The sequence below is a fragment of the Thalassobellus sediminis genome, assembly GCF_044386045.1.
GTDB classification, from domain to species: Bacteria; Bacteroidota; Bacteroidia; order Flavobacteriales; family Flavobacteriaceae; genus Thalassobellus; species Thalassobellus sediminis.
The window spans coordinates 141,294-155,235 of record NZ_JBISCD010000040.1; the positions used below are offsets into that span (position 1 = coordinate 141,294).

At 31.7% G+C, this 13,942-nt stretch carries 12 protein-coding genes; 6 read left to right on the top strand and 6 right to left on the bottom strand.

Annotation, left to right across the window (positions count from 1 at the left end; genetic code table 11):
* Nucleotides 1–35: 35 nt before the first annotated feature.
* The 6 genes from porM to ACH5TW_RS07490 form a co-directional block, all read right to left on the bottom strand.
* Complete coding sequence (porM, locus tag ACH5TW_RS07465) at nt 36–1,592, bottom strand: type IX secretion system motor protein PorM/GldM (protein ID WP_439335880.1); 1,557 nt, start codon at nt 1,590–1,592, stop codon at nt 36–38.
* Nucleotides 1,593–1,638: 46 nt separating this feature from the next.
* Nucleotides 1,639–2,277, bottom strand: coding sequence for a type IX secretion system motor protein PorL/GldL (gene porL, locus ACH5TW_RS07470; protein ID WP_439335881.1), 639 nt, complete (start codon nt 2,275–2,277; stop codon nt 1,639–1,641).
* A 100-nt stretch (nt 2,278–2,377) separates the two neighbouring features.
* Complete coding sequence (gene porK / locus ACH5TW_RS07475) at nt 2,378–3,733, bottom strand: T9SS ring complex lipoprotein PorK/GldK (RefSeq protein ID WP_439335882.1); 1,356 nt, start codon at nt 3,731–3,733, stop codon at nt 2,378–2,380.
* Between the two features lie 163 nt (nt 3,734–3,896).
* The gene (locus ACH5TW_RS07480) at nt 3,897–5,063 is read right to left on the bottom strand and encodes a formimidoylglutamase (RefSeq protein WP_439335883.1); all 1,167 of its coding nucleotides are present in this window, start codon (nt 5,061–5,063) and stop codon (nt 3,897–3,899) included.
* A 123-nt stretch (nt 5,064–5,186) separates the two neighbouring features.
* Nucleotides 5,187–7,712, bottom strand: a complete 2,526-nt coding sequence (gene topA / locus ACH5TW_RS07485; protein WP_439335884.1) for a type I DNA topoisomerase — start codon at nt 7,710–7,712, stop codon at nt 5,187–5,189.
* 146 nt (nt 7,713–7,858) lie between these two features.
* Entirely contained in the window at nt 7,859–8,632 is a 774-nt protein-coding gene (locus tag ACH5TW_RS07490; protein WP_439335885.1) for a hypothetical protein, read from the bottom strand.
* 154 nt (nt 8,633–8,786) lie between these two features.
* Between ACH5TW_RS07490 and miaB the strand changes: the two genes are divergently transcribed.
* From miaB to secG, 6 genes are all read left to right on the top strand, one after another.
* Nucleotides 8,787–10,235 carry a tRNA (N6-isopentenyl adenosine(37)-C2)-methylthiotransferase MiaB gene (gene miaB, locus ACH5TW_RS07495; protein ID WP_439335886.1) on the top strand — a complete coding sequence of 483 codons (1,449 nt, stop codon included), beginning with the start codon at nt 8,787–8,789 and terminating at the stop codon, nt 10,233–10,235.
* Nucleotides 10,236–10,240: 5 nt separating this feature from the next.
* Complete coding sequence (locus ACH5TW_RS07500; protein ID WP_439335887.1) at nt 10,241–10,582, top strand: avidin-fold protein; 342 nt, start codon at nt 10,241–10,243, stop codon at nt 10,580–10,582.
* A gap of 12 nt (nt 10,583–10,594) precedes the next feature.
* The gene (locus ACH5TW_RS07505) at nt 10,595–11,863 is read left to right on the top strand and encodes a sigma-54 interaction domain-containing protein (RefSeq protein ID WP_439335888.1); all 1,269 of its coding nucleotides are present in this window, start codon (nt 10,595–10,597) and stop codon (nt 11,861–11,863) included.
* 94 nt (nt 11,864–11,957) lie between these two features.
* Nucleotides 11,958–12,467: an LptE family protein gene (locus tag ACH5TW_RS07510; protein WP_439335889.1), complete on the top strand. Its 510-nt coding sequence runs from the start codon at nt 11,958–11,960 to the stop codon at nt 12,465–12,467.
* Nucleotides 12,468–12,502: 35 nt separating this feature from the next.
* Complete coding sequence (locus tag ACH5TW_RS07515; protein WP_439335890.1) at nt 12,503–13,447, top strand: DUF8458 domain-containing protein; 945 nt, start codon at nt 12,503–12,505, stop codon at nt 13,445–13,447.
* A complete protein-coding gene (gene secG, locus ACH5TW_RS07520; protein WP_439335891.1) occupies nt 13,447–13,800 on the top strand; it encodes a preprotein translocase subunit SecG in 354 nt (117 codons plus the stop codon). The genes ACH5TW_RS07515 and secG overlap by 1 nt, the downstream gene beginning before the upstream one ends.
* Nucleotides 13,801–13,942 lie beyond the last annotated feature (142 nt).

The following is a 13,942-nucleotide window of genomic DNA, read 5'->3' on the forward strand; positions in this document are numbered from 1 at the left end:
CTTTTATTATTATTAGGAAATTATTCCTAATGAATTTAATTTGTAAGCTCAATAATGATTGGTGACACCTTTTTAAGTATAACACTAACACCTGAAGCTTTAGCCTCAATATCAAATATTGTAACACTAGATCCTCGTTTAGCTTTAGCTAATATTGATTGAGATCTGCTATCTAATTTATTACCTCTAACATTTACAGTAGGTTGTCCTGGAACTTTAAATTTAAATCCTGTAACACGTAATGGTAATTCAAAATCGAAATCGTCAAACTTAGCTCCAATAGTTGAAATTTTAAGACTTCCTTTTTGCATTTTAATTGCACCATCTTCTCCTCTTACAGTACCTGTTGGTTTTGGTAAATCTTTAATTCTAAATTTAGCGTTATCTGGAACCGTTTTTCCATCAGGTAAAGTAGCAGTAACATTAATAGTTACTTCTCTTCCTTTAACCTTTGTAGCATCCATAACATAGTTACTACCTGAAACCCAAGACAAACCTTGAGCATTAGCTTTAACTTTATTATCAGGAACACCAGCAAATGAAATAGTCATTGGGTTTTTAACACCACGATATACAACATTCATTTTATCGGCAGAAATAGTTGCTGAATTTGGTTTAGCTACTGTTGCAAATGATGATTTTACAGGAACCTCAATTTCTTCACCATCTTGAGCGAAAATTAATTTTCCTTCAATTTTATGTTCACCAACACCTCCTGTACCAATTTTCAACTTCACTTTACCATCTTCAATAGAATATTGATTTTCATTAAGTTTTCTACCATCTAGAGTTAATTCTACTCTACTTGGCTTAGTAGATGCATCTTTACGACCTAATACAATTTGACCATCAAACTGCTCACCATTAAAATAAGCCGATTTTGATGTTTCCATCAACGTTGTATAATTTGTCATAGATAATTGACCTGCTTGAGCTCCTGCTAACATTTTAGATAAAACTTCAGACTCAGTCGTTTTTATATCGGCTTGCATCTGTGTCATTTTAGTTAAAGATGCTACTAATGGAAACCCTTTATAATTACGATCTAACCAAGTTTGTTTTCCCACACCACCAATATTTGTAGTGTTAAACTTTGTTTGAACATCCTTAATAACAGATTCCATACCTTTTTCTCCTTGCAACAGAGAAACAACTCCTTCTCTAAACTTATTTATTTGGTCTAAAAATTCTTGCCCTTCTTCCTTTATCTTTCCTCCTTTAAAGAAATTTTGATCTAGGTAATCACCTTTATCCATAATTTCATAATCGTTAGGATTATCAACAGTTGCAGTCATTTTTCCTTTTAAATCTTCTAAATAAGCATCAAACTTATGGGCTAAATCATCAATTTTATCTGCTTTAGATTTTAATGAGCCATATTTAGCTGGTTCTTCATTAGCTTTAACATCTAAACTAGCCACAAAACTATTATTACGCTCTTCAGCTGCTTGGTTAGATTCTACAAGCCTTTCGTTCATTAATCCGAAGGCTGAAAGCACTTCTTTAGACATATTTAAAGCTAGCATTGCTATAAATATTAAATACATCAGATTAATCATTTTCTGTCTGGGTGATAAATTTCCTCCTGCCATTTCTAATTAGGTTTTTGGTTAATATTAAATTTGGGATTAACCCTAATTAGTTTTTGTTCATTGCAGACAACATACCGCCATACACACCATTTAACGAAGACAAATTAGATGCTAAAGATTGCATTTGCTCTTTTAATTTAGCTGCATTTTCAACAGACTCTTCATTAATACTAGCTTGTTTACTAGCGCTTTCTAATTGAACTTTATACAAACTGTTTAATGATTCCATTTGAGCTGCAGCTAATGATAATTCTTCACCATATTTTTTAGTAGCTTCAATAGAATCTGCAGTAGATGACATATTTTTTGCCGCTCCTTCAAAGCTTTTGATGCTATCACCTAAACTAGCCATTAATTCGCCATCAATTTTAGCGTCTTTTAATAATTCATCTAATTTTTTAGATAATATTCCTTGGGCATCTTCTTTTACTTCTTTTTTACTAGTCTGACCTCCTGCTAATTCAGGATATACTAAAGACCAATCTAACTCGTCGTCAACTGGTTCAAACGCTGAAAGCGCAAAAATAATTGCTTCTGTTACTAGACCTAAGGTTAACATAAAGTTACCTGTAATGAATCCAAACTCCATATGAGTTATTTTGAAAAGTGCTCCAATAATTACAATTGCTGCTCCTAATCCGTAAGCCATGTTCATGAACTTCTTACCTGCTTTTGAATTTGCCATAATTTTCGATTTTTAAATTTTAAGTATTTCTACTTAAGTAGGTTAATTAAATAGGTTATTTATTGATTTGATTAAATTTATTATACTCTTTAGGTGTTCGTTACTGTTTAGTTACTTTTGTCCCCATGTAATCTTGTACTGTTCTGAACCCTATAAAACTTCTTGCAGAATCTGCATATTCGTAATCTCTAGAACTTACTTGTAAAAAATAAGCAACATCTTTCCAAGAACCTCCTCTTACAACTTTACGTTTATTATTTTTATCGTTTACACTTGGATTAATTGTAGACGTATATTCATATGAATTGGGATCATAAGAAGCATCAACCCACTCAGAAACATTACCAGCCATGTTATATAAATTATAATCATTTGGCTCATAAGATTTTGCTTCTACCGTATACAAAGCTTGATCTGCGGCATAATCTCCACGTACAGGTTTAAAGTTTGCCATAAAACAACCTCTATCACTTTTAGTATAAGGGCCTCCCCAAGGATAAGTTGCAGCTTGAAGTCCTCCTCTAGCAGCATACTCCCATTCTGCTTCTGATGGTAATCTAAATGTGTTTACCATAGCAGTTCCCTTTTTAGATTTTTGGTAAGAGTTTTTATTAATAGTCCTCCATTCACAAAAGGCTTTAGCTTGTTTCCAAGTTACACCAACTACTGGATAGTCACTGTAAGCGTCATGCCAAAAATAATCGTTATGCATAGGTTCATTATAAGAATAAGCGAAATCCCTAATCCAAACTGTTGTGTCTGGGTAAATTTCAATTTCTTCTTTCTTAATAGCATTTTTTCTACTTATACCTCGGTTTTTTGCAGCTTCTTGTATATCCATATAGTTATACTGAAACTTGAATTTTTTTACATCCCAAGTACGTTGTCCGTTATAAGATTCTTCTAAAGACAAATACATAGTATCCATTACTTCAGCATAATATTCATCTGGATATTCTGCAGTATCGAAAATCAAATCTATATCATGATTTATTTTTCTACCTTCATAACCAGTTGGTCCTAAACCAGTATAGTTTTCGAACATATATTTTTCATAAACAGACATATTAGCTGTATCTGCATCTTTAAATGCATACTCACCTATACCACCATCTTCTGGAACTTTGGCAACTTCATCAGCTAAAACGGCTAGTTTCATTCTAACTATGGAATCTCTAACCCAATTCACAAATTGGCGGTATTCACTATTAGTAATTTCAGTAGCATCCATATAAATTGCTCTAACTGTAACTGTCTTTGCTGGTGCATCATGAACTCCTGCCAAATCATCATCGGCTTTACCCATTATAAATGAACCACCAGGGATTAACTCCATACCATATGGTTTTTCTGGATGCCATTTTTTTCCTTGCACACCAACTAATTCTCCTCTATCTTTAGAGCCACAACTAGCTAGCATTGTTAATACTGCGGTTAATAATATAAACTTCTTCATATTCATAGAAAACTCGAGGTTAATTTTTTTAAGCTTCATTTTGAGAGCGTAAACATATTTATATATTTTTTAAAAAACAACTATTTGTCAAAAAAAATTACATTTCGTCGTAAAAAAATAGCTTTTTACCGATGAAATTAACGTTTTAACCCTAGACTGTCTTTTAAAGACTATTTTTTTGAAATGCCTTATACCAACGGTCCGGCACTTTATTGTTACATGCATCAAGATAATCTTGATGCATGCAAGGTAATAACGTATGTCTCTTTAATTTATTATTAACTTCAGACAAAAAAGGAATTTCTATCCACCATCTTCCCGTTTTATTACTCTTATAAAACACCAACTCTTCTGAATCTACTAAAACTATAAATTTTTGATACTGTTTTTCATTTGAAAAATCATCATCATTTACTCTATAATTTAAACCTTCAATAAAGTACCAAAGCATCTGCGATATTAACATACATGTAATTTCATCATCCTTTGAAGGCTTATATTCATATATTCCAAAAGACGACACTTTATTACTTATACCTGCATATCGTGCAATCGCACAAATTTCTTTTCCATCTAAACCATTGGGAGAATACTTTTGATTTAAACTTACTTCGGCTCCTTTAACCGAACTTAAATCAACACTAACTATATTAGCATCTCTTAACACTGGTTCTACAATGGTAATATCTTTTGACACCTCTCCTAATCTATAGGACTCAAAATATAAATTATCCATTAAATCTATTTCTTCTTGCGAATTAAAATAGGTTTGATAACCTACAGTGGCGTAGTTAAACAGATTATATGGTTCATCTAAAATTATTTTTCCAACAAAACTATTATTTTTGATAGGTTTAGTAGAATCTCCTAAATTAAATTTACAGTCAATATTGACAATATTTACCATAGGAATTAAATTATCATAGGCACGATAATTAGCATAAGTAAGATCTTGTGTTCCACCCAAAATAACTGGGATGATATTTTTTTTAATAAGAACACTAACAGCCTCTTTTAAAGCGAAATAAGTATCTTCAACACTTTCTCCTTTATTAATATCTCCTAAATCTGCTACATTGGTATTCCAGCTTCCTGGAAAAAGACCATAAAAAGACTTTCTAATTTCGTTTAACTGAAATTCTTCACCAATATAATTTACATCGTTTCTATTTTCTAAAACGCCTAATATGGCAATATCTACATTCTCTAAATCGGGAATACCGTTTTGAGTAGAATGAATCCTAATTTTTCTTCCTAAAGCCTGTGAAGAAAGTAACTCGTTGTGAGCTAAAACTAAATCTGAAACAGGAGACAGAAAACTAAAATTCATTAAACAGATAAAATTATTTTGATTCTTTATTTACAAATATCAACAGAAAAAATGATTTTACAACAAAACTAAAAAATAATAACAACTATATAAACACCTAATAATAGGTATTTATATAAAAATCTATTTTTTCTTAGCAGCTGTTTTCCTCTTTGCTGTTGTTGTTTTTTTAGTAGCTGTTTTTTTCTTAGCTACTTTCTTTTTTGGTGTATTTGCTTCAATAATTGCTTTAGCTTCTTCTAAAGTCATTTCAGTTACATCAACTGTTTTAGCCAATTCAACTTTAATTTTCCCTTTTAAAACATTATGTCTACCCCAACGTGCTTTTTCAACACGAATGCCTTCATCTTCCCAATTATGAATAACTTTATCTATCTCTTTTTGAATTTTAACTTCAATAAGTTCAACAATATCATCATCAGAAAGGTTATCCCAATCATATTTTTTATTCACATTTATAAACATGCTGTTCCATTTAATATATGGTCCAAAACGTCCTTTACCTTTTTGAACAGGTAAATCTTTATACATGTATATTGGCGCATCTGCTTTTTGTTTTTCTTTAATTAAAACAATAGCATCATCAAGTTCAACACTTAAGGGATCTACACCTTTTGGCAAGGACACGAAGGCATCTCCAAACTTTACATAAGGTCCGAAACGACCATTATTAACTAAAATTTCTTCACCTTCAAAAACCCCTATGTTTTTAGGAAGCTGGAATAAATCCATTGCTTCTTCATAAGTAATTGTGTTTAATTGTTGATCTGGGCTTAAACTAGCAAATTGCGGCTTATCTTCATCATCAACCGTTCCTATTTGCACCATAGGACCAAATTTACCTAAACGTACACTTACTTGCTTTCCAGATTTAGGATCGGTTCCTAAAATACGCTCTCCAGATTCTCTAGCTGCATTTTCTTTAACATCTTCTACTACGGGGTGAAAATCTTTATAAAACGACTTCATCATTTTAATCCAATCTTCTTTCCCTTCAGCTATATTATCAAAATCAGCCTCAACTTTGGCTGTAAAATTATAATCTAAAATGTTTTCAAAATGATTCACTAAAAAGTCGGTAACTATCATTCCAATATCGGTTGGCACGAGCTTTCCTTTATCAGATCCTACTTTTTCAGATAACATAGTATCTATTAAATCATCGTTTTGTAATTTAAGTTGAGAATATTCACGTTCCACCCCTTCTACAGTGCCTTTTTCAATATAATTTCTATTCTGAATAGTTGAAATAGTTGGCGCATAAGTAGACGGACGACCAATACCTAATTCTTCTAATTTCTTAACTAATGAAGCTTCTGTAAATCTTGCTGGCGGACGCGTGTAACGCTCTGTAGCTGTAATATAACTATTAAGAAGCGTCTCATTAACTTTCATTGCAGGCAACATTCCTTCTTGCTCTGCATCTTCATCATCTGTACCTTCTAAATACACTTTTAAAAAGCCTTCAAAAGTAATAACCTCACCGTTTGCCGTAAAGGTATCTTTGTGTGTTGACGCACTAATTTTTACATTGGTACGCTCTAATTCTGCTTCACTCATTTGAGAAGCAATAGCTCGTTTCCATATTAAATCGTACAAACGCGCTTGATCGTAATCTATATCTACAGAATGTACTGCAAAATTTGTAGGTCTAATAGCCTCGTGAGCCTCTTGTGCTCCTTTTGCTTTACCTTTATAATTTCTTGGCTTACTATACTTAGAACCATAAGCGCTTTCTATTTCTGCTTGCGCTCCATTTCTTGCTTCATCAGATAAATTTACACTATCTGTTCTCATATAAGTAATAAGTCCAGCCTCATACAATCGCTGTGCCATAGTCATGGTTTTACTTACTGAAAAATACAATTTACGTGACGCCTCTTGCTGTAAAGTAGAAGTGGTAAATGGTGCAGCTGGCGATTTTTTAGCAGGTTTTTTTTGTAAATCTGCGACTTTAAAATCGGCTGCCTTATTTGATTCTAAAAATTTATAAGCTTCTTCTTTTGAAGAAAATGTTTTTGGAAGTTTCGCTTTAAAAGACTGACCATCTTCATTTGAAAACTCAGCATCAATTCTATAAGAAGCTACTGGAGAAAAATCTTGAATACTTCGTTCTCTTTCAACAATTAGACGTACAGAAACAGATTGTACACGACCTGCCGACAAGCCTCCTTTTACTTTACGCCAAAGTACTGGCGACAATTCATACCCTACAATTCTATCTAATACACGACGTGCTTGTTGCGCATCAACTAAATCGTAGTCTATACCTCTAGGATTTTCAACAGCCTTTTGAATCGCAGCTTTGGTAATTTCATGAAAAACAATACGTTTTGTTTTGTCTTTATCTAATTTTAAAGTTTCTGCTAAGTGCCACGCTATAGCCTCACCCTCGCGATCCTCATCACTTGCTAGCCATACCCATTCTGCTTTCTTAGCTAAATCTTTCAGTTTTTTTACAACTGCCTTTTTATCTTTTGAAACTTCATATGTTGGTTTAAAATCACCTTCTACATTTACACCTAATTCCTTAGAAGGAAGATCGGATATATGTCCAAAACTAGATTCTACTTTAAAATCTTTTCCTAAAAACTTTTCAATAGTTTTAGCCTTAGCAGGTGACTCAACAATCACTAAATTCTTCGCCATACTTCATTTTTTGAAGCTACAAATGTATGTGAAAAAAAGTTTATCTGCCTAATTTTAGAGATTATCTGTTAAATATTTAAACAAAAAAAACTGCATTTAACACTTAAAACACAGTTTTTTATTTAATAATATAATTTACTTAATTATTAAAAACTTGATTCTTCATTATGCATTCCTATTTGATCTATCTCACTGGTTTCATCAAAACCAACAACATCTTTATAAATAAAAAACACAGGTAAATAAACAATAGACATAGTAAACAATACGCCAATAAAGCATCCTAAAACTCCTAATATTCCAATTATCCCCATAACAAACATAGTTCCAAAAGTTATTAACCATTTTTTATTTCCTAATGCAAAGCTTACTTTAACAATATCCATCTCAGTCAAATCTGGATTATTTGCTAAAACTATTGCGAAATAAGACAAAGGAACAAACACATAGATATAAGGTATAACAAATAATAACTGTGCAACTGTTGCTATTGCAGCATAAATAATACCTAACATAAATATTTTACTAAAATATTCCTTTTTAAAAAAATAAAAATAGTCATCATTCTCCTTTCCTCCTGAATCTACCTGTTTGCAAATTCTATAAAAGGCCCCAATAAAGAGAAGCGTTAATGTACTTGTTAAAACAGTTTGTGGTAAACTATATATTGCATTCATAGAATAAAACTCTGAAAAAGATTCAAAATTAAACCCATCAATAAATAAATCTGTTTGAACACCAAGACCTATTACTGAGAAAAAAAAGCCAATAATCATAGCCGCAATAATAATAAGCAACACTACTAAAAAGCCCTTAAGCCAAACTTTTTTAAATAATTCAATACAATCGCTAATAATTGTACCGAAATCTAAAGCTGGTGCATTCTCTATTTTTCTTTGGAGACTTTCAAGTGTATTCATATTTAAAATCTTGGTTATTATTTCATCCAAAGGAACCATTTTATATAATATTTAACAAAACTTAATACACATTTTATATCTGCCACTTTGTCACAAAACATAAATAAATTATATCTTTGCATACTTATTGAACGATATGCGTTTGAAGCAAATTATGGAAAAGACTATAGACGAAAGCAAACAAGGAAACTCATTAATTCTTGAACAAAAAGAAGGAAACACCCGCAAACTTTTTATTGAAAGTTATGGCTGTGCTATGAATTTTAGCGATAGCGAAATTGTTGCCTCTATAATGAAAGATCAAGGATTCAATACAACTCAAAACCTTGAAGATGCCGATTTAGTTTTAGTAAACACCTGCTCTATTAGAGATAAAGCAGAACAAACTGTACGCAAACGTTTAGAAAAATATAATGCTATAAAACGCGACCATAACCCTAAAATGAAAGTGGGGGTTTTGGGTTGTATGGCAGAACGCTTGAAAACAAAATTTCTTGAAGAAGAAAAAATTGTTGATTTAGTTGTTGGGCCTGATGCTTATAAAGATTTACCTAATTTATTAGCCGAAGTTGATGAAGGCAGAGACGCTATAAACGTTATTCTTTCTAAAGAAGAAACTTATGGCGATATTTCTCCTGTACGTTTAAACACCAATGGTGTTACAGCATTTGTATCTATTACCCGTGGTTGTGATAATATGTGTACGTTTTGCGTGGTTCCTTTTACTCGTGGTAGAGAACGTAGTAGAAATCCGCAAAGTATTATTGAAGAAGTTAACGATTTATGGAACAGAGGCTATAAAGAAATTACGCTTCTTGGACAAAATGTAGATAGCTACCTTTGGTATGGTGGCGGATTAAAAAAGGATTTTGATAAAGCCAGTGATTTACAAAAAGCCACTGCAGTAAATTTTGCTAATTTATTAGAAATTTGTGCCCAAGCACAACCTAAAATGCGTATTCGCTTTTCAACATCAAATCCTCAAGATTTAACTCTGGATGTGGTTGAAACCATGGCAAAATATCAAAATATTTGTAATCACATTCATTTACCAGTGCAAAGCGGAAGTAATCGTATTTTAAAAGCAATGAACCGTTTACATACGCGTGAAGAATACATGGAACTCATTGATAACATACATCGTATTCTTCCAAATTGTACCATCAGTCAAGATATGATTGTTGGATTTCCAACAGAAACCGAAGCAGATTTTCAAGACACTGTTTCATTAATGGAATATGTGAAATATCATTTCGGATACATGTTTACTTATTCAGAACGCCCAGGAACCATGGCAGGACGAAATATGGAAGACGATGTTCCTGAAGAAACTAAAAAAAGAAGACTTCAAGATATTGTCGATCTACAAAGAGTACATAGCGAAATTAGAACCAAAGCCTTTTTAAACACTACTGTAGAGGTTTTAGTTGAAAAAGAATCTAAAAAATCTGATGCGCAATGGTCTGGAAGAACATCGCAAAATGTGGTTGCTGTTTTCCCTAAAGAAAACTATAAAATTGGAGACTTTGTAAATGTAAAAGTTACAGATTGCACAAGTGCTACGCTCATTGGTGAAGCCATTGGCTTGAGTAAAAATAATTAATACGAATGAAAGAATTTAACTTTGATAATAAAACATTTTCTTTAATAGAAAACACTGAAAATGGAAAAGTTAATTCTGAAACTATTTTTAAATACAAACAAGAAGGTAATTTAATTACAGCTGATTATTATGGTGGAACTATTAAATACGGAAAAATAATTGCCACTTTAAAAAACAACACACTCAATATGTTATACCAATGTATAACAACAGAAAATGAATTAAAAGCAGGAAAAGCAATTGCTGAAATAAGTTTAACAAAACTAAATAAGATAAAGTTAAAACTTAATTGGGAATGGTTAGGAGATAAAGATGAAAGCGGAATTTCTGAATATATTGAGAATTAAAATTAAAAATTAATGGAATCAATTCAAGCTATAAAACAACGTTTTGGTATTATTGGAAACACACCATCACTAAATCGTGCTATTGAAAAAGCGATTCAAGTATCTCCTACCGATATTTCGGTACTGGTTACTGGAGAAAGCGGTGTTGGAAAAGAAAGTATTCCTAAAATAATACATCAATTATCTCACAGAAAACACAATAAATATATTGCTGTAAACTGTGGAGCCATACCAGAAGGCACGATTGACAGTGAGCTTTTTGGACATGAGAAAGGTGCTTTTACAGGTGCTTCTCAAACCAGAAGTGGTTATTTTGAAGTTGCAGATGGTGGTACTATTTTTTTAGATGAAGTTGGCGAATTACCTCTAACAACTCAAGTGCGTTTACTGCGTGTTTTAGAAAATGGCGAATTCATAAAAGTAGGATCGAGTAAGGTTCAAAAAACAGATGTACGTATTGTTGCAGCAACAAACGTAAATATGTTTGAAGCTATTGAAAAAGAAAAATTTCGTGAAGATTTATATTACAGATTAAGTACTGTAGATATCCATTTACCACCTTTACGCGAACGAAAAGAAGATATTCATTTACTATTCAGAAAGTTTGCTAGCGATTTCGCCTTAAAATACAAAATGCCAACGGTTAAACTTACCGATAATGCTATACAGGTGCTTTTAAAACATCGCTGGGGCGGAAATATTCGTCAGTTACGTAATATTGCCGAACAAGTCTCTGTTTTAGAACAAAACAGAACCATTAGCGCAGATACGTTAAGTGGTTATTTACCAACATCAGATACTAATTTACCTGCAGTTATTAAAACTTCTAAATCTGAAAGCGATTTTAGTAGCGAACGCGAAATTTTATATAAAGTCTTGTTTGACATGAAAAGTGATCTTAGCGATTTAAAGAAGCTTACCATGGAACTTATGAAAACAGGTAACATAAAAGATGTTGAAAAAGATCATGAAGGTCTTATTCAGAAAATTTATGGCAATGATGAAGAAACCACAACTACTTTTGAAGAACCTCAAGAAAACACTGAAGTTATATCAATACCCGAACATTCATCAAACCTTGATGATGTTATAGATATTCAAGATAAATACCATTTTGCCGAAGAGATTGAAGAAGAAGAAACACTCTCATTACACGATAAAGAATTAGAATTAATAAAAAAATCACTTGAACGTCACAGCGGAAAGCGTAAATTAGCAGCTGCCGAACTAGGAATTAGTGAACGTACATTGTACAGGAAGATAAAACAATATGGTCTTTAAAAATAAGCATTAAAAACGCAACAAAACTAATAACCATTCGTTGTTATATTATTAATTAAATATCACACTGAGCATAATCAAAGTGTCTTTTAATATGAAAAACTATTTTTTTTACTTTTTATTTTTAGTTTTCAGCTTTTTACTGACTAGCTGCGGATTCTATTCTTTTACAGGAGCATCAATTCCTGCCGATGTTAAAACCTATCAAGTAAATCGTTTTGAAAACAATGCACTTTTAGTTGAACCTGGATTAGAAAGAGATTTCAAACTTTCGTTAGAAGATTTAATTCAAAATCAAACTAATTTAAACTTAGTTCCATCAAATGGCGATTTAGTTTATGAAGGTGAAATAACCGATTACAGAATTTCTCCAACTACTTCAACCTCGCAAAACACAGCAGCTCAAAACAGATTAACAATTAGTGTAAAAGTTAGATTTTATAATAGAAAAAAAGAAGAGGACGATTTAGAGCAATCATTTTCATTTTTTTATGATTATAATGGAAGCGCACAATTAATTGGTAGCCAAAAAACAACAGCGCACGAAGAAATTTTTGAACGCTTAACACAAGATATTTTTAATGCTACATTAGCAAAGTGGTAATTAAAAAATAAAATACATTAAATTTGACTTAGTCAATGAATCAAATAGATTTTACATATATACTTCAAAATCCGCAAGCTATAACACATCAACAAACTGACGGTGTTAAATCTATTATTGATGAATTTCCTTATTTTCAATCGGCACGAGCTATTTATCTTAAAGGATTAAAAAATCAGAGTAGTTTCAAATACAATCAAGAACTTAAAACTACCGCTGCATACACAACTGATAGAAGTATTCTATTTGATTTTATTACTTCTGATGAATTCATTCAAAATGAAATCTCACAATTCATCAAAAAAAATACGGCACATTTAAAAGACATTGATGTTGATATTGAAGACATTTCAATAAACAAAAGCATCACCATTGACGATGAATTAAGACAACAAATAAAAGACACAGACGGCGTTTTAGACCCAGCTTTATTTAAAGCAAAAGAAGAACGCCCAATACCATCTTTTATTTTAGATGAATCTGAATCTATAGAAAACGCTACTGAAGAAACAAAAACACAAGAAGCTTCTACATCCGATATATTAAACTTAGGAAAGCCTCTTCAATTTGAAAAAAGAGAAACCCACTCTTTTAATGAATGGTTAAAAATAGCTAACTACAAACCCATATCTAGAGAAGGAATTGAAGAACAACCAAAAATTAACAAAGAAGAAACTACTCCTAAATCTAAAGACAAAGCCAAAAAGTTTGAATTAATTGATAAATTCATTACTAAAAACCCTAAAATAAACCCCAAAAAACCTGCGTCATCTAAAGGTAATCTTGCAAAAGCACAAATGATACAACCAGAGTCTTTAATGACCGAGACTTTAGCTCGTATATATGTAGAACAAAAAAACTATAAAAAAGCAATTCAATCTTATAGAATTTTAAGTTTGAAATATCCAGAAAAAAGTAGTTTCTTTGCAAACCAAATTAAGGCAGTAGAACAATTACAAGAACATAATAACAAAGAATAATGAGTACGTTTACAATATTTTTAATTCTAATAGTTGCAGTAGCATTTTTGCTAATCGTAGTAATCATGGTACAGAACCCTAAAGGAGGCGGGTTATCTTCTTCTTTTGGAGGCGGAGGCACTCAACAATTAGGTGGTGTAAAAAAGACCACAGATTTTTTAGACAAAAGCACATGGACTTTAGCAACATTATTATTAGTATTAATACTACTTTCTAATATTGCAATAAACAAAGGTTCTGATAGCATAGATTCTAAAGCATTAGATTCTGATGCAACAAGTACACAACCTTTACCAACCGCACCTGCTAACACAGCAAATGGTGCTGTAACAATAAAAGATAGTGTTAAGTAATTAACAACCTTTATAAATACAAAAAATGCCAACTATATCAGTTGGCATTTTTTGTTTCTGCAAGTTTGTCAGTTATTAATCATTGGCACATTTTTAGCTTCTAGCTTACACATAAATAATAATTTAATTAAATAAAAGTAAT